At 41.5% G+C, this 18,080-nt stretch carries 17 protein-coding genes; 9 read left to right on the forward strand and 8 right to left on the reverse strand.

What is annotated here, in order from left to right; genetic code table 11:
* Positions 1-13: 13 nt before the first annotated feature.
* The 6 genes from yoaA to EGC82_RS13135 form a co-directional block, all read right to left on the reverse strand.
* Positions 14-1,939 (reverse strand): DNA repair helicase YoaA, encoded by a 1,926-nt coding sequence (yoaA, locus tag EGC82_RS13105; protein ID WP_124731159.1) that lies wholly within the window; start codon positions 1,937-1,939, stop codon positions 14-16.
* A gap of 228 nt (positions 1,940-2,167) precedes the next feature.
* Positions 2,168-2,695 carry a hypothetical protein gene (locus tag EGC82_RS13110; RefSeq protein WP_124731160.1) on the reverse strand — a complete coding sequence of 176 codons (528 nt, stop codon included), beginning with the start codon at positions 2,693-2,695 and terminating at the stop codon, positions 2,168-2,170.
* A gap of 31 nt (positions 2,696-2,726) precedes the next feature.
* On the reverse strand, positions 2,727-3,749 hold the full coding sequence (locus tag EGC82_RS13115) for a YHYH protein (protein WP_124731161.1): 1,023 nt from the start codon (positions 3,747-3,749) through the stop codon (positions 2,727-2,729).
* Between the two features lie 732 nt (positions 3,750-4,481).
* Positions 4,482-4,712 (reverse strand): thioredoxin family protein, encoded by a 231-nt coding sequence (locus EGC82_RS13125; RefSeq protein ID WP_124731162.1) that lies wholly within the window; start codon positions 4,710-4,712, stop codon positions 4,482-4,484.
* Between the two features lie 31 nt (positions 4,713-4,743).
* A complete protein-coding gene (locus EGC82_RS13130) occupies positions 4,744-5,745 on the reverse strand; it encodes a permease (protein ID WP_124731163.1) in 1,002 nt (333 codons plus the stop codon).
* Between the two features lie 212 nt (positions 5,746-5,957).
* A complete protein-coding gene (locus EGC82_RS13135; RefSeq protein ID WP_124731164.1) occupies positions 5,958-6,326 on the reverse strand; it encodes a Fis family transcriptional regulator in 369 nt (122 codons plus the stop codon).
* A gap of 205 nt (positions 6,327-6,531) precedes the next feature.
* Between EGC82_RS13135 and EGC82_RS13140 the strand changes: the two genes are divergently transcribed.
* Positions 6,532-7,875: a hypothetical protein gene (locus tag EGC82_RS13140; protein WP_124731165.1), complete on the forward strand. Its 1,344-nt coding sequence runs from the start codon at positions 6,532-6,534 to the stop codon at positions 7,873-7,875.
* Positions 7,876-8,073: 198 nt separating this feature from the next.
* Here EGC82_RS13140 and EGC82_RS13145 read toward each other — a convergent pair whose 3' ends face one another.
* Complete coding sequence (locus EGC82_RS13145; RefSeq protein ID WP_124731166.1) at positions 8,074-8,943, reverse strand: diguanylate cyclase domain-containing protein; 870 nt, start codon at positions 8,941-8,943, stop codon at positions 8,074-8,076.
* Positions 8,944-9,740: 797 nt separating this feature from the next.
* On the opposite strand from EGC82_RS13145, the gene hisG reads away from it, so the two are divergent.
* From hisG to hisIE, 8 genes are all read left to right on the forward strand, one after another.
* Positions 9,741-10,640 carry an ATP phosphoribosyltransferase gene (gene hisG / locus EGC82_RS13150; RefSeq protein ID WP_124731167.1) on the forward strand — a complete coding sequence of 300 codons (900 nt, stop codon included), beginning with the start codon at positions 9,741-9,743 and terminating at the stop codon, positions 10,638-10,640.
* Positions 10,641-10,645: 5 nt separating this feature from the next.
* A complete protein-coding gene (gene hisD, locus EGC82_RS13155) occupies positions 10,646-11,935 on the forward strand; it encodes a histidinol dehydrogenase (protein WP_124731168.1) in 1,290 nt (429 codons plus the stop codon).
* Between the two features lie 77 nt (positions 11,936-12,012).
* A complete protein-coding gene (hisC, locus tag EGC82_RS13160) occupies positions 12,013-13,062 on the forward strand; it encodes a histidinol-phosphate transaminase (RefSeq protein WP_124731169.1) in 1,050 nt (349 codons plus the stop codon).
* Positions 13,063-13,183: 121 nt separating this feature from the next.
* Entirely contained in the window at positions 13,184-14,251 is a 1,068-nt protein-coding gene (hisB, locus tag EGC82_RS13165) for a bifunctional histidinol-phosphatase/imidazoleglycerol-phosphate dehydratase HisB (RefSeq protein WP_124731170.1), read from the forward strand.
* 9 nt (positions 14,252-14,260) lie between these two features.
* The gene (gene hisH / locus EGC82_RS13170; protein WP_124731171.1) at positions 14,261-14,935 is read left to right on the forward strand and encodes an imidazole glycerol phosphate synthase subunit HisH; all 675 of its coding nucleotides are present in this window, start codon (positions 14,261-14,263) and stop codon (positions 14,933-14,935) included.
* The gene (gene hisA, locus EGC82_RS13175; protein WP_124731172.1) at positions 14,932-15,669 is read left to right on the forward strand and encodes a 1-(5-phosphoribosyl)-5-[(5-phosphoribosylamino)methylideneamino]imidazole-4-carboxamide isomerase; all 738 of its coding nucleotides are present in this window, start codon (positions 14,932-14,934) and stop codon (positions 15,667-15,669) included. Before hisH ends, hisA begins: the two co-directional genes overlap by 4 nt.
* Positions 15,651-16,424, forward strand: coding sequence for an imidazole glycerol phosphate synthase subunit HisF (gene hisF / locus EGC82_RS13180; RefSeq protein WP_124731173.1), 774 nt, complete (start codon positions 15,651-15,653; stop codon positions 16,422-16,424). The genes hisA and hisF overlap by 19 nt, the downstream gene beginning before the upstream one ends.
* Before the next feature lie 39 nt (positions 16,425-16,463).
* Positions 16,464-17,102, forward strand: a complete 639-nt coding sequence (hisIE, locus tag EGC82_RS13185) for a bifunctional phosphoribosyl-AMP cyclohydrolase/phosphoribosyl-ATP diphosphatase HisIE (protein ID WP_124731174.1) — start codon at positions 16,464-16,466, stop codon at positions 17,100-17,102.
* A 75-nt stretch (positions 17,103-17,177) separates the two neighbouring features.
* Here hisIE and EGC82_RS13190 read toward each other — a convergent pair whose 3' ends face one another.
* Positions 17,178-18,047 carry a mechanosensitive ion channel family protein gene (locus EGC82_RS13190; RefSeq protein ID WP_124731175.1) on the reverse strand — a complete coding sequence of 290 codons (870 nt, stop codon included), beginning with the start codon at positions 18,045-18,047 and terminating at the stop codon, positions 17,178-17,180.
* Positions 18,048-18,080 lie beyond the last annotated feature (33 nt).

Below are 18,080 nucleotides of genomic sequence, written 5' to 3' on the forward strand. Positions count from 1 at the left end.
CGTTTTAAAAAGCTTAAGGGATTTGTTTTAAAAATTGTAATGCCCGGTCTAAGTCACGTGTGCGCTGCATTGGCGGTAGAGAATTAATAAACGCTTGGCCATAAGCACGATTAACAATACGGTTATCGCACAAAATAAGCACTCCGCGATCTTTTTCGTCGCGAATGAGTCGACCAACACCTTGCTTAAGGCTTATCACCGCTTGAGGTAAAGAAATGTGGGTAAAAGGGTCAAGCCCCTGACGTTCGGCATTTGCCGCCCGGGCTTTGTATAAGGCATCATCTGGCGATACAAATGGTAATTTATCGATAATCACGCAACTGAGTAATTTACCCCGAACATCAACGCCCTCCCAAAAGCTACTCGTGCCGAGTAAAACTGCATTTCCTAACTGTCTAAATTTATTTAATAAGCTTTGCTTGCTGGCTTGGCCTTGTACCAGTAAAGGATAAGCGACTTTACCTTGTAAAGCTGAAGCAACTTGTGCGAGCATTTGATGACTGGTAAATAAAATAAACGTACGCCCTTGTGCCGCATTGATTGCTTGAATACAGACCTCAACCAATTGCTTCACCGTATGCTCCGACTGCCCTACCTTACCTAAATGACGCGGCACACAAAATACTGCTTGGTTAGGATAATCAAATGGGCTGTCTAAAATAATTTGTTGCGCTGATGATAAGCCCAGCTCTGTCGCAAAATGCCCCAGACTTCGGTTTACTTGCAAGGTTGCTGAGGTGAAAATCCACCGAGTACTGGCATCAAATAACTGCTGACATTGCTTAGCCACATTGATAGGGCTCAGCCTTAACATCACAAATCGTGGACCTAACTCTACGCTGTAGGCCGCTTGTATGTCTTTGCATTCAAAATAATCTTGTAGTTTTTCAGCTAATTCATGTAATTGTTCAAAGGCTAAGTCGAGTTGATCATCGCGGCCAAGATGATGACGCATGACATTAGCCAGATCGATGAGCGCTTGTTGTAATGTCCATGACACTGTAGCCAAGTGCTTATTAGCAAGCACTTTACGCCAATCAAATACTTGATTTTCGTACATGGCATTATGCCAGTCACTTAAGGCCAATAAGCCACGTTGCGACAATTGCTCTAGCTGAATGCTGTCGCGAATAACTGCTTTGTGTATTTTGATGATGCCATTCAATAGCAGATCGATTTCACGACTGGAAATATGGCTGCCAAAATAGTTGATGCAAATATCGGGCACCAAATGCGCTTCATCAAAAATCACTACATCGGCATCGGGTAATAACTCAGCAAAGCCTGTATCTTTAAGTAATCGGTCAGCAAAAAATAAATGATGATTAACTACTACCACTTTAGCATCCATTGCCTTAATGCGCGCTTTACGGGTAAAACACACATCATAATGGTCGCATTTTTTCCCAGTACAAGTTTCTTTGGTACTAACAACCGTTGGGATCACCTCGGAATGTTCAGCAACCGAGGTTAAATTACCAATATCGCCATCTTTAGTTAAATGTGCCCACTGATTAATTTTTAATAAATCATCAATATAATATTCCGTAAACTGGCTGGCCATGTGCATTTGTTTTTCGAGGCGTAATTGGCACAAATAATTATTGCGCCCTTTAAGTAATGCAACCTTCACATGGATATCGAGCATGGTTAATAATGTAGGTAAGTCTTTGAGGAATAACTGTTCTTGCAGATTTTTACTGCCGGTACTTACCACCACTTGTTTACCACTAAGCAGTGCCGGAATTAAATACGCAAACGTTTTACCGACCCCTGTACCCGCTTCTAAAATGAGATTGTGCTTTTTAGCAATCGCGTCACTTACTGCCACAGCCATATCGGTTTGAGTTTGGCGGTTATGATAGTTGTGTACATGTTTTGCTAACGCACCGCGCTCGCTAAATTCATGGATAACAGATTGGGTCAGTGTCGAGCTCAAAGTATCCTCAAATTATTGCGCTAATGCTGATGAAATATGGTTTAGGCTATTATGCTTATAACGGCTTCATCTTCCAACTGTTTATCGCCAAAACTGTAAAGACATTTGTGATAGCAATATCGATTATCTGGCTGATTAAACTGACAACCATAACCAAAAAATGCTGGCCACCAGCGTGACACAGCATTTTTTGACTCTTATAATTTCAATCCATTACTAATCTGTAACTTATTGAGAGAACACCTTCTGAACATGGTTTTCTGGGGTGAGTTCAAACGCCACCTGTTGATTAGTAGCCTTGCGTTTAACACTCATGCTCATTACTTTTTCTGCCGCCGCCTGACCAAACAAGTCAAATGACAATGTCCAATCAGTCGTTTTAACATCAATAGCAAAACGCCCCATGACAATTAATTGAGTTGCCGTATCAGCATCATGATGATCATCACCCAATGAAAACATTAACCCCTCTAGTGGGCGCAAACCGTTTTTATCTGTCAATTTTACTTTAGCCAATATTTGAGTGATGATCTCTGCACGATGAGAGTTAAATTCAACCGTTGATAAATGGCCATTAATGTCATCATCTATATCATTAAATGCACTAATCGGTAATGACAACACCATAAATGCACCATTATTGACCATATTAATAGTGCCATGTTGAGCAACCATCATGTGCGATTCAGCTTCTGTTACCATCAATAAATTCATCATAAAAATAACCGCCATCACCTTATGTCTCAGAACGTGCATTCGATGTCCCCCTTAAGTGCCATATAGTTGATTATTGAGGTGGAGGTAATTGGCCTGCTGCTTCAACTTCACCTTTAACACATCGTTGAAAGAACGGGTAACTATCTGTTGCGTAATAATGATAAATGCCATTTGGAAACTCTGGCGTGACCCCAACGCGGCCGTTACATTCATCCAAGTCGCCCGAGCCTTCTACATATTCCCAGTCTTGTTTAAAGGTACCTAAAGCATATAAATCCGTTGATGGTCTGCTATCACTTACTGCTGTGACTAACTGATAACTGCCAGTTAGCACTTTAAGTGTTGAAGTAGCATCATCGGCTGTGGCATAACCGTAACGAGCGTAAATCGGAAATCCATCAGATGCCCATGCAATTAAGGTCATGGTGTTGCTACTACCACCATGTAGCGTAATAAAACCTTCTGGCATACCGTGATAATGATATTCACCGTTTGGTTGAACATGGGCATTATTGTCATCGGTTCCAAAATCAAAACTGGATTGGCCTAACGCCTCAATATTCCAGTTGCCGACATTCATACCTGGGTCGCAAATTAAACCTGAGTCATCACAAGTGCCGCCGGTGCTGGCATCAATTTTCACTCCATTTAACACATATCCCTGTGGGCCTGACGGGCCACCTAATTCTGTAGCCACATCGGTTTTAACGGGCTGCAAAGTAATACTTGCTGTAATGTCTTGCTCGGTGATCATGTTTGGATTGCCATCATTGGGAAAAGTGCCAACTGCATGGTCAGGAATACCGTTCGCCACTAAATTGCGCATATCATCAGCACAAGTCCATTGTGACTCGCTGTTATACCCCACTGAATCAGAATCATTAAATTCGCTATAGGTATAGTCACATAACACACCATCGGTGGTGCCATCAGTACTTACACCATTATCTATGCTTGTATCGATCACAATGGTACTGTCATCGGTTATCACTGTGTTTTCATCACTGCTGTTACAGGCCGTTAATAAACCTGCTAATACCAAAGTACACAATATTGATTGAGTAAAATGACGATGTTTTACAGATAATTTCATGTCATCGATTCCTTTATATGGATCGTAAAGTTGTTTAATCAAGGAGATACTTAATTGCCTATCGATGATATAGAGACAAAGTGCAGAAATTATGCAGAAAAATCACAAAAGTAATGGATATGATAAACGTGATAACTTTAACGGTGCCGTTTGCAAGCTTAGTAGAAGGGGTTGAGACATCATTCAGAGACAAAATAGACGGCTATTAAAGCGCCAAATATATCATGTAAATATTAACGAATTTCAGTTAAAAATAGTGTCAGCAATCTATCCTTCGATGCTAGGGCCTGTTGATCTTTGCTGGTTATTTTTGCAGCGAATTGTTGGCCATTTGTACAAGGCAGAGACTTTGAGGTGTAGTTATTCTACATAAAAAGTCGATAACACAGTAAAAATGGCCAACAAACGCTGCCCGAAGGGTTCGGCTAAAAACGTTTTACTCTTTGTTGAATGCATTTTGCTTAGATGACTAGGCATCAATCCATTCGCCTCGATTAAAACGTTTTTAACTCGAACAAAATTCAACCAGCAAAGATCAACAGGCCCTAGTGATGACACTAAAATTTGACGCAGTTAAATAAATAACTTTTCACTAAATTTGAAGATAACAGGCATTATAAACAGAGTTTACATATCAAAGGCCTTTAGCGAATATGGTTACAAGGTAATGACAAGGTCGTTATTCGGTTATTGACATCCAATAGCTTACACTCGCTAAATAATTGCAACAAACTATAGCCACATTGCCATTTGTGCTTTGGTGGGTTTACTGCCTTTGTGTACCACTTTTTCATCTACCACTACAGCAGGCGTACTCATAACCTCATATGCCATAATTTGCGCCATATCGGTCACTTTCTCTATTTTTACTATAACTCCCTTTTCATCTGCAACAGCTTGAGCAAGTTCTGCGGTTTCAAGGCATTTTTTACAGCCAGAACCTAAGACTTTAATTATTTTCATATTATATCCTTATTGATTGTTTATATTGAAATTACAATACTGGCGCTAGCGCATTAAAAATCCAACCTACCAGTGTAAATGCGACTAATAATAGACAAAATAATATCGCTAACAAACGCCATTGCATGACTTGTTTTAATAAAATAAACTCTGGAAAACTGGCTGCAACGGTACTCATACAAAAAGCTAATGTGGTCCCAATAGGTAGACCATTCATAATCAGGCTTTCCATCACTGGAATCACTCCCGTTGCATTAGAATACAGCGGAATACCAAGTACTACTGCAGCAGGTACAGACCACCATTGTCCGTCACCTAAATGGGCTTCAATCCAACCGTCAGGTACAAAACCATGTAATGCTGCGCCTAAGCCGACACCTATAATGACCCATTTCCATACTCGACCAAAAATATCCAACATTTCAGTTTTTGCAAACTGGTGTCGTTGTGGCAACGACAGTTTTTCCACATTCGCGCCATTATCAATCGTATTAGCACTGGTCTTATTCTGGCCGCGTTTTAGCGCTTCAGCCGCAAACGATTGTAACCAACGCTCAGCCTTAATACAGTCGAGAAATAAACCACCTAACATGCCAACGGTCATGCCGACCGCGATATACAACAAGGTAAACTTAAGTCCCAATAAACTCATTAGCAATAATATTGCCACCTCGTTAATTAAGGGAGAAGTAATCAAAAAGCTCATGGTGATCCCCAACGGGATCCCCGCAGAGGTAAAGCCTAAAAACACGGGAATACTCGAACAAGAACAAAATGGCGTTATGGCGCCAAAGCTAGATCCCATTAAGTAACCTAACCCTTTGTGTTTCCCTGCTAAGTAATCCCTCACCCGCTCAACATTTAATGATGCTCGCATTAGGGCGATGAAATAAATCATGACCAGAAGTAAAGCAAAAATTTTAGTGACATCTTCAACAAAAAAATGCAGAGCATCACCGAGTTTGGTCTCTGGCGAGAACCCCAATAAACTGTATATAAACCAAGATGCAAAATCTGAAAATACCTGAAACATAAGTTATGGCTCGATAAACATCATAACCTTACGATAGCGTTTTTTTAAGGTGCAATATAAGAGCTAGCTCTCGCTTTAGGTGGACAGTAGAAATCAACGTAACCAGCAGAGTAAGCATACTTATAATTTGAGGCGATGTGATCAATTGCCATTAAAGATAACATCATTATTTGACATGAGTATTAACCGAAAAAATCAGTAAGTATAAAAACTTAGTACAATTTGGTACGACGGTTTTTCTCACTTAATCGTAATGCCCAGTTACCGTTATGTTGCTGCTCACAGGCGCTTTCAGTGTCAAAGCTAACATGTTGATAGGCATCTTTGATCTCAATCCCCTCATGAGTTAGGGTGTGTTGAATTAAGGCTACCAATACCGCTTTATCACCACTTTGCTTAAATTGACTCAGTTGTGTTTCAGTATCAAATATACAAACAATCCGTAAACTTTTAGGATACTTTTCATAATCAACAATATGGGTAATCCACGCAAAACCAGAGTAAGCGACCAATGCATGTTCGCACACCGCAGTTAATCCCACTCTTAATTGATTGTCTATTTTTTTATCAGTTTTACGCATTATTACTCGCTTTTGGCCACATAAGCCTAAAATACTAATGTAAAATTCATTATAAAGAGTTAATTCATTATAAAATTTAATAAGTTAACGACGATCCTATCACATCAATTACTGAACAATTCATTGCAATGTTATTAGCATCATAATAACGTAACCACAATGAGAGTGATTTGAACAAACTTAGCAAGCTTAAGGAAAAGCAATAATGAAATGGTTAATCGTGGTAGTAACAAGTTGGTGTGTAGGGTTTATCAGTTATCCACTGATCTGGCCTAGTGACACCATAAACCTGCCTGAAATTCGGGAGGGATTCAGCAAAATACCACAAACCAGCAATTCCAACTCAATATCAACAGATAAATCGACTCTGGTCGCTGTAAATTCTTCTAGCCAAAACGTTCACGACCGAGAGGCCTTTAAGGCATCATTAAACACTGATGAAACACCGTATATGTCAATTTTTCGTATCATGCAACTGGCCGAACAAGATCCTCTTGAAGCATTACTTGTAGCACAAGAAACTCAGCATGAAGACTTATATGGATTAATTTTGGAAATAGCCGGGAAAATGCAGTTTTCAAACGTAATATCATGGTTAGAAGAGCAAAAGTCAACCGACCTATATGAATCATTACTCGACAGTTATTTGCGCGGTTTAGCGTCTGTAAATCCACAACAGGCGTTAAGCGATATTGAGTTATTGGCAGTTGAACCAATGAAGTCATCGATCATGATGTCGATTGTTGATTCATGGGCTAGCTCTGATGCAATCGCCGCATTTGAATGGTTAAAAATGCAACCTGAAACTCAATCGACATTAAAAATGTACTTAAATACCATGTATTATTACATTGAGCAGTCACCTAATGAAGCGGCGAATCTTATTTCATCGCTACCATTAAATGAGTCAACTAATTATTTGATCACCTCAATGGTATATCAGTTAGTTGAAAAAAATATTCAAGAAGCCGTTGATTGGTTGGACGGTATTGCAGTTGAGCAACGTGCCAGCGGTGTATTTATTATTTCACGTAAAATGGCTGAAACCGATCCTGAAGCTGCTTTAGTATTTTTAAATAATCAAAAACAAGCCTACGACTTAAATCAAGACTATTTCAATAGTGCATTAGCAGAAATCGCCAGTGTTGAACCCAACATGATGTTAGCGCGAATAGAGAACTATGAGACCAGCGTGCAGCGCGATATTATAATTAATGCCAGCTATGCTCTGGCAGACCATTCTGAAACTGATTTTTTGCAAGTTATTAATTCATTGTCTAATGACAACAAGGATATCGCTTTTAATCAACGTTCTGCTCAGCTTAGTCAAACGGATCCGCAACAAGCTTTTAATGTCGCCGAACGGATTAATGACCCAACAACCCGCCTGGAATCAATCTCAAGTACCATCAATGTATGGAGTGGCTTCGACAAACGAGCGGCGTTGACAGCCATTGATAATTCGAGCCAATTATCGACCAGCCAAAAAGCCGAAATAAGCAGTCAAATACAATTACAGCTAACACCATCGAATATTATCTATCCGTAAATAACGATTTATGATTGGCGAACTAATTTGAAAGGTCGATACTTTTAATCATTTTTTAAGTCAATAGGCGTTATCAAGCAATCAAAAACAATGGACAATCGTTTTTGAAATTAAAAGTAGACTATGATCAGATTATCGATAGCATGAAGGTTGTTAGGATTATCATGTGGCTAAATAGCAATATTATTGCAGAGGGTCTCAACTGGCATCAACTCTATTACCTCCAGCATTTTTGGCTCGATACATTGCTTGATCAGCATACTTAATTAATTGCTGCTCATCGTCTCCGTTATCGGGATAGCGAGCTACACCTATACTTGGTGAAAGTTGTAAATTAAAACCATCAAATTGATAAGGCTTCTCAAGTACAATACGAATATTCTCTGCGATAATAAGCACATCATCAAATAAGTCTATGCCATTTAACACAACTAAAAACTCATCTCCACCAAAGCGCCCAACGGTGTCAGATTTGCGAATACAATCGCGTAAACGTTGCGCTATATGCCTCAGTAGCTTGTCACCGACAAGATGGCCATAATTATCATTTATATGTTTAAAACCATCAATATCAATAAATAACAACGAAAGATCAGTGCCTTCACGGCGCGCTAATCCGAGTGAGGTTTGTAAACGCCCAAATAACAATGCTCTATTAGGTAATTCGGTTAATGGATCATGTCCTGCAATGTAATGTAGTTGCTGCTCCATTTGTTTACGTTCAGTAATGTCGTGAGCGATAGCGATTCTAAATTGGTGATCCTCAGACCAACGAGCAGACCACAATACGTGAATTATACTGCCATCTTTTCGGATCCAACGATTTTCAAAACGAGGTTGAAGATTTCCGTTTAGTAACCCCTGCACAACATTAAGCGTGACTTCACCATCATCGGGATAGACATGATCAATCATAGGCTTACCAATGACTTCATCTGGGGCGTAACCAAAAATATCTTCAAATGCTGCACTGACAAACACAAAGTTACCTTTTTTGTCGACCACACACACGGCATCTAGCATTAGATCCATAACATCTCTAAGTGCCACTAAATCAAAGGTCTTCATACAAATATGCACCTCGAGTTACTCGTTATATTACGGAAGGGTAATACATGCTAGCTTACAAGCAGTGTGAACTAACCTCAATGGCTTATAAAATATCATTTGATCATAGCACTTGGATAAAACAAAAATGTAAACGTTCATTAATCTGAAGTGTAGTCGATCTATTTAATTAACTTATAAAACAGCCAAATGATATCTAGCGTTTCAGGTACTTGAATTTCAAAAAGATTATAATGTTAATATTCAAGCCAGCTGATCCTAGACTGGAATGGATGTATTTTATTCAATCATAACGACTCATTTAATGTATCAGCAAACATTTATGTTAGTGTCGGCAAGCACCAATAGTCGACCTTATTAAACATATCAAGCAACAATGCATATCTTATGCAAAAAATTTAGTCATAAAATGACAATAATACTTTGTCCGCTATTGCAAACAAGGATAAATGCGGTTAAGTTAACTGCAAGTCGATAAACACGACAATAAATGAGTGCATAAATCCTCATTTAAATTGATTAAACTAAACGATTAACCAGATTATATAAAGAGAACAACCATGAACATCCAAGTGACTACATTCCACCATCATCACCATTTGCAGTAGCCTTCGGATGCTTACTGCCGAAGGACGTTATCCTTCTGGTGGTGAACAATATTTCACATAAACCCCTGGAAGGAATTTCAGGGGTTTTTTGTTGTTCTAAATTTATATTTTATCGAAGTTTTTATTGAATTTTTATTTAAACTGTTAAATTTACACTATTTTATATTTAATACATTAAGGAAGTATCACATGAGTGAATCAAAACGTTTACGTATTGCCATCCAGAAATCTGGCCGATTATCTAAAGAGTCTCAACAGTTACTAAAAAGCTGTGGCGTTAAATTTAACGTTAATGAGCAACGCTTAATTGCCCACGCAGACAATATGCCAATCGATTTATTACGAGTTCGTGATGATGACATTCCAGGCTTGGTAATGGACGGTGTTGTTGATTTAGGCATTATCGGTGAAAACGTACTTGAAGAAGAGCAACTTGAACGCCAACTAGCCAACAAGCCGGCTGAGTTTACAAAATTACGTGAGTTAGATTTTGGTTCATGTCGCTTATCGCTTGCGGTACCTAATGAGTTTGAATATAAAGATGCTAACTCACTTGAAGGTCTTCGTATTGCGACATCTTACCCGAATTTACTGCGCCGCTTTATGCAAGAAAAAGGCATTAACTACAGCGATTGTATGCTTAAAGGTTCAGTAGAAGTTGCGCCACGAGCAGGCTTATCAGACGGTATTTGTGATTTAGTTTCAACAGGTGCCACCCTTGAAGCAAACGGTTTGTATGAAACCGAAGTCATTTACCGCTCAATGGCGTGTATTATCCAATCAAACAAAACTCAATCGACTGAAAAGCAAGCATTAATAAATAAAATCTTATCACGTATTAATGGTGTTATTCGTGCCCGCGAAAGTAAGTACATCTTATTACACGCGCCACTTGAAACCTTAGACCAAATCGTTGCCCTACTCCCAGGTGCTGAAAACCCAACAGTATTACCACTCAATGACGACACTAATCGTGTGGCTATTCACGTTGTGAGCACTGAAGATTTATTCTGGGACACAATGGAAGAGTTAACCGCACTCGGTGCAAGCTCAATTCTAGTGATGCCTATTGAAAAAATGATGGGGTAACACAAATGCAAATTCTCGATTGGGCTTCTTTATCTACCAAGCAGCAACGACAAACTTTAGCACGCTCGCCATTGATTGGTGATGCCAGTGTAGAGCAAGGAGTTCGCGACATTATTGAGCAAGTTAATGCTCAAGGTGATCGCGCGTTATTAGCTTATAACAAACAATTTGACGGTGTTGAACTGGCAGAGTTAGCGTTATCAGCTGACGCTATTGCCGCCGCTTGTGCGCGAGTGGGTGATGACGTTAAGCAAGCTGTGGCGCAAGCAGTCAATAACATTGAAACCTTTCACAAGGCGCAAGTGTTTCAGGGTGTAGATATTGAAACTCAAGCGGGAATTCGCTGTGAGCTTAGAAGCGAACCTATTGAACGTGTCGGCTTATACATTCCTGGCGGCACTGCACCATTAATCTCAACTGTAATGATGCTCGCGCTACCAGCAAGAATCGCCGGTTGTGGCAAACGTGTATTGGTTAGCCCACCGCCAATTAATGATGCAATTATTTATGCAGCCAATGTGTGCGGCATTACTGATATTTTTCAAGTCGGCGGCGCGCAAGCTATTGCGGCAATGGCTTTTGGTACTGAATCTGTACCAAACGTCGATAAAATATTTGGTCCGGGTAATCGCTATGTCACCGAAGCAAAAAGATTAGTGTCACAAGACAGCCGTGTTAGCGTGTCTATTGACATGCCAGCAGGCCCGTCTGAAGTACTAGTGATTGCCGACAAAGATGCAAATCCTGCTTTTGTGGCGTCCGATTTACTCTCACAAGCTGAACACGGTGTTGATTCACAAGTGATGTTAGTCACTGATTCGTTAGCACTAGCAGAGCAAGTAAACCAAGCATTAATTGAACAATTAGCACAATTGAGCCGTAAAGACATCGCCGCACAAGCACTAGAATGCAGTCGCAGTATTCTTGTCAGTGATATGGAGCAAGCCGCCAAGGTGTCTAACTTATATGGTCCAGAACATTTGATTATTCAAACGGCGGCGCCTCGTGACGTACTTAAGCAAGTGCGCGGTGCGGGTTCGGTGTTTTTAGGTGCATACACTCCAGAGTCTGTCGGTGATTATGCCAGTGGCACCAACCACGTGTTACCGACTTATGGCTATAGCCGTTCAGTATCAAGCTTGTCATTGGCTGATTTCAGCCGCCGTTTTACGGTGCAAGAGCTCAGCAAGCAAGGACTACAATCCTTAGGCCAAACTGTGATGGTATTGGCTGAAAATGAACTGTTAGATGCGCATAAAAATGCTATCGCCATTCGTTTAGCCAGTTTGCAGTAGTTGTTATTGTTTATGCTTCAATCAAATCTGAAGTGATGAATTAACACCTTTATCGATAGAAAGTAGAGAACACAGCCATGAGTCAGACCCAAGCAGCGCCTTTTGATCCAAACACGTTGGCCAGACCCGAGTTACTGACGTTAACACCGTATCAAAGTGCCAGACGTATCGGCGGCAGAGGTGATATTTGGATCAATGCCAACGAATCACCATTTAATAATAGTCCGCTAGATAAAGTGAATCGTTATCCTGAATGTCAGCCACCTGAACTCATCAATGCTTACAGCCAGTATTCAGGCGTAAAAGCAAGCAACATTATTGCCAGTCGTGGTGCTGATGAAGCGATTGAATTACTGATCCGCACCTTTTGTATTCCAGGTGTTGACAGCATTGCGTGTTTTGGACCGACTTACGGCATGTACTCCATTAGCGCGGCGACCTTTAATGTTGGCGTCAATGCACTGAGCTTAACCGATGACTATCAGTTACCTCAAGATTGGCCAGCACAAATCGGCAATGCCAAAATTGTGTTTATCTGTAACCCAAATAACCCAACGGGTACTGTAATAGCTAAAAGCAAAATTGAACAAGCGATTCAAGCGGCGCCAAATTCAATTATGGTGGTAGACGAAGCCTATATTGAATTTTGCCCTGACTACAGCGTGGCCGATTTACTGGGCAAGTACCCTAACCTTGTTGTGCTACGCACCTTATCAAAAGCATTTGCCTTAGCGGGTGCCCGTTGTGGTTTTATGCTCGCCAGTGACGACATTATCGATTTAGTTATGCGGGTTATCGCGCCTTATCCAGTGCCATTACCCGTGTCTGAACTTGCAGTGAAAGCCTTGAGCGCGGCTGGCATCGATACAATGCAAACCCAAGTAGCGAGCTTAGTTGAGCAAGGCAAACGCTTAAGCACTGCACTTACAGCCTATGGCGCTAAAGTGTTACCGGCAAACGGTAACTATGTACTGGCTAAATTTAACGATGTTAGCGCTGCCGCTAAACGCTTAAGTGATTCCGGCGTTGTTGCACGAGCCTATAAAGACCCGCGCCTTGCAGATGCCATTCGCTTTAGTTTTACCAATGAACAACAAACTAATTTAATTATCGCTTTGTTTGAATAAAAACGGTCGGAGTCGTTAGCATAAGCCTGCGACAAGTGACTTTAACAGACATAGTTACCAACCGATTGATAAACAGACAGATTAATACTAATAAAATTATACCCTATTGAAGGCATTGAACATGAAACAGAACATATTATTCATCGACCGTGATGGCACCCTAGTTGAGGAACCGGCAATCGATAAGCAACTCGATAGTTTGGCTAAACTGGTGTTTGAGCCACAAGTAATCCCAGCGTTACTTAAATTACAAAATGCAGGTTTTCGCTTGGTTATGGTCAGCAATCAAGACGGCCTGGGTACCGATTCGTTTCCAAAAGCCGACTTTGATGCGCCGCATAACATGATGATGCAGATTTTTGCTAGCCAAGGGGTGAAGTTTGACGATGTGGTGATTTGTCCTCATTTTAACGATCAAAACTGCAGTTGTCGTAAGCCAAAACTGGGGCTAGTAAAAGACTACTTAACCCAAGGTAAAGTGGACTTTACCACTTCAGCGGTGATTGGCGATCGCGAAACCGACGTTGAGCTTGCCAATGCCATGGGCATTAAAAGCTTTAAATACGATCGTCAAAAGCTAAACTGGGACGACATTGCTAATGCGTTATTGAGCAAAGGCCGTATTGCCACTGTGGTACGAACCACCAAAGAAACCAACATTAAAGTGACTATCGATCTCGACAGTCAAACCAAAGGCGAAATTGACACAGGCATAGGCTTTTTTGACCACATGCTCGATCAAATTCAAACCCACGGTAATTTTAAAATGGACGTGCACGTTGATGGCGATTTAGAAATCGACGACCACCACAGCGTGGAAGACACGGCACTGGCTATTGGTGATGCTATTCGCCAAGCATTAGGTGATAAACGTGGTATTGCCCGTTTCGGTTTTAGCTTACCAATGGATGAAGCCAGCGGTGAATGCCTGATGGACATTTCAGGTCGCCCATTTATAAAGTTCAATGCTGATTTTGAGCGTGAAATGGTTGGCGAAATGGCCATTGAGATGGTGCCACACTTTTTCCGCTCGTTTGCTGACGGCCTGCGCTGCACCTTGCATATTGGCTCTAATGGCGATAACGATCACCACAAAGTAGAAGCATTGTTTAAGGTACTAGGTCGTACGCTTCGCCAAGCGGTGAAAGTTGAAGGCGACATACTGCCATCAAGCAAAGGCGTACTGTAAGGAGTTTATGTGACAGCACTATCAGTTTCTTCAGCTAACTCGACAACGGCTTCTACCAGCACGGCCAATGACCTTACGGTTATTATTGATACTGGCTGTGCTAATTTAAGCTCTGTACGATTTGCCTTTGAGCGCCTTAACGCTAATGTCATTGTCAGTGCGGACTTTGACGTTATTCGCAGCGCAGCACGAGTGGTATTACCCGGTGTTGGCACCGCAGGCGCGGCCATGGACGCCTTAAAACAAAAAAACTTAGTCGAGTTAATAAAAAGCTTAACGCAACCAGTAATGGGCGTGTGTCTTGGTATGCAAATGCTGGCATCAATATCGAATGAACATGGCGGTCGCAGCGAGCAAAGTATTACTTGCTTAGGCCTGGTTCCCACTGATATTGGTGACTTAGACAGCCAAGGACTGCCTTTACCTCACATGGGCTGGAATCAAATTGAGGTCAGCGACCATCCTTTATTTATTGGCATTGAAAATGGAAGCTACGTGTATTTTGTTCACAGCTACCGCGCGCCAATCAGTGAATACACGCTAGCCAGCAGCACCTATGGCGAGTCATTCAGTGCAGCCATTGGTAAAGGTAACTTTTTTGGGGTGCAATTTCACCCAGAAAAGAGCGCCAAAGTAGGTGCGCAGATTTTACAAAACTTTTTACATATGGGGACACCACAGTGATTATTCCTGCCATTGATTTAATTGACGGCCAAGTGGTGCGTTTATACCAAGGTGACTACGACAAGCAGACCACCTTTGACTTAAGCCCATTGGCGCAATTGCAGTCTTATCAAGCTCAAGGGGCTAAATTACTGCATATTGTTGACTTAACCGGCGCTAAAGATCCTAATAAACGTCAAACTAAGCTGATAAGTGAATTAGCTGCAGGACTTGATGTCGAGATTCAAGTCGGCGGCGGCATTCGCACCGAGGAACAAGTTGTCGAGCTGCTCGATATTGGCGTAACCCGTGTGGTAATTGGCTCATTAGCGGTTAAAGAGCCTGAATTAGTGAAGAGCTGGTTTATGAAATACGGTAGCGAAGCGATTTGCTTAGCCCTAGATGTCAATATCAGTGACACGGGGGAAAAAATTGTTGCGGTCTCTGGCTGGCAGTCTGGCGGCGGTAAGTCGCTAGAATCACTGGTGGCTGAATTTCAAACTGTCGGCCTTAAACATGCTTTAGTCACCGATATTAGCCGTGATGGCACCCTAACAGGCGCGAACACTGAACTCTATACTGAGCTTGCGTCTACTTATCCAGACATCCTTTGGCAAGCTTCTGGTGGTATTGCAACGCTGGATAACGTAGCAGCGGTGCGCGACAGTAAAGCATCGGGGATCATTATCGGTAAAGCACTGCTCATTAATCAATTTACCGTTAAGGAGGCAATCCAATGCTGGCCAAACGCATAGTTCCTTGTCTTGATGTACGCGACGGTAAAGTGGTTAAGGGAATACAATTTCGTAATCACGAAATTGTCGGTGACATAGTGCCTCTGGCGGCTCGTTACGCCCTTGAAGGTGCTGATGAATTAGTCTTTTATGATATTACTGCCAGTGCTCACGATCGGGTGATCGACAAGTCTTGGATCAGCCGCGTCGCGGAGCAAATTGACATCCCTTTTTGCGTTGCTGGTGGAATTAAAACCATCGAACAAGCGCGTGAAAAATTGGCATTTGGTGCCGATAAAATATCGATAAACTCACCGGCATTAAGTGATCCTAGCTTAATATCACGGTTGCAAGACGAGTTTGGCCGCCAATGTATTGTTATCGGTATCGACTCTTTTTACGATGCTGCCAGTGACAGCTATAAAGTCAAACAGTTTACCGGTGATGAAGCCGCCACTAAAGACACCCATTGGTATACTCAAGATTGGGTTGAAGAAGTGCAAAAGCGAGGCTGTGGTGAAATAGTACTTAACGTCATGAACCAAGACGGCGTGCGCGGCGGCTACGATATCAAGCAATTAAGCATGGTGCGGGCAATATGCGATGTACCGTTAATTGCATCTGGCGGTGCAGGCACCATGGCGCACTTTAAAGAAGTGTTTGAACTTGCCAAGGTTGACGCGGCATTAGCGGCAAGCGTATTTCATAAAGGCATTATTGATATTGGTGAGCTCAAGCAATACCTGCATACCAATAACATCGCAATTCGTTTATAAGATACATACATTTTGGTTATTACCAGTAAGAGATAACACATGACAAGCATAATATTTGATAGCACAAGCGTAGATTGGGACAAGCAACAAGGGTTAATCCCAGCAGTTGTACAGCACCACCTAACCGGTAAAGTGCTTATGCTAGGTTACATGGATAAAGCAGCCTTAGAGAAAACCTTAGCCACTAACAAAGTGACCTTTTTTAGTCGTTCAAAACAGCGTTTATGGACCAAAGGCGAAACCTCTGGCAATACTCTTGATCTTATTGCTATCGATAAAGACTGCGATAATGACAGCTTTTTAGTACAAGTCATTCCTAACGGTCCAACATGTCACACAGGTACAGAAAGCTGCTGGCCAGATGGTAACGCCCATCCATTTATCGACAATCTGACTAAGTTGATTATTTCACGTAAAGGGCAAAGTGCAGATTCAAGCTATACCGCGTCGCTATTTGAAAGTGGTACTAAACGCATGGCGCAAAAAGTTGGCGAAGAAGGCTTAGAAACCGCCCTTGCCGCAGCAACCCATGATAAAGAAGAGTTAGTCAACGAAGCCTCTGATTTAATGTATCACTTAATTGTGTTACTTGAAGATCAGGGTTTGTCGATGGCAGATATTAATAAGAATTTGTTAGACCGTCACACCAAAGCCAACGGATCTGGTTCAAGTCAATAACGTTTATGTTGGTTAAGTTAAGTGACTAAAAAAGACGCCGCGGCGTCTTTTTTAGTCGTGCAAAATAGTGCTGAATTAGTTTTTAGGACTTTGAGTAATCGTTAAATTACCGTCCACATGCAAGTCGCGTTGTGGGTAAGCGATTACCACATTATGCTCGTTAAACAGCTCATACATTCTAAAACGAATTTCACTACGACGACGGCGAATATCGGTTTCAGATACGGCGCTTACCCAAAAAATTAAATCAAAAATTAACGCATTGTCGCCAAAGTCCTCAAACAATACCAAGGGTTTAGGTTGCGGTAAAATATCATCGCGCTCGCCAATGACTTGATAAATCAAATCTCGCACTTTGATCACATCGGAACCATAAGCCACGCCAACGCGAATAAAGGTACGGGCATTCTTATCAATCAAGGTCCAGTTAGTCACCGTATTTTCAAGCAGCTGACTGTTTGGCACCAACATGTGCACTCCGTCATTACGGCGTATCAAGGTTGAGCGAGTGTTAATACACTCTACTACCCCACGCGCCTCTCCTACTTCTAAAAAATCACCAATGCGGATGGGACGCTCCCACATTAAAATCCAGCCACTGATAAAGTTATTGATAATGTTCTGCGCACCAAAACCGACACCAATCGCTATCGCACCCGACACAAATGCAAACGCGGTTAAGGGAATATTTAAAATTTCCATACTGGTGAACACCAATACGGCAATACTGATAATAAAATACATCCGAGTGAATAAGTGGATGGCATCTGCGCCAACATTACGGCGTTTTAATGCACTCACGATCAATCGCCCTGCACGAGTGATAATAAACCAAGCTAAAAATATGTATAAAGGCACTTGTAACAACTGCAGTAAAGTGATTGGGCTATCATCGTATGTAAATACCACAAAAGACATGGCCGTTAACATTTGATTAAAATCCATATAAACCTCTTATTATTATTGTGTTCACACCAA

It is taken from the genome of Shewanella livingstonensis (assembly GCF_003855395.1).
Lineage (GTDB): Bacteria > Pseudomonadota > Gammaproteobacteria > Enterobacterales > Shewanellaceae > Shewanella > Shewanella livingstonensis.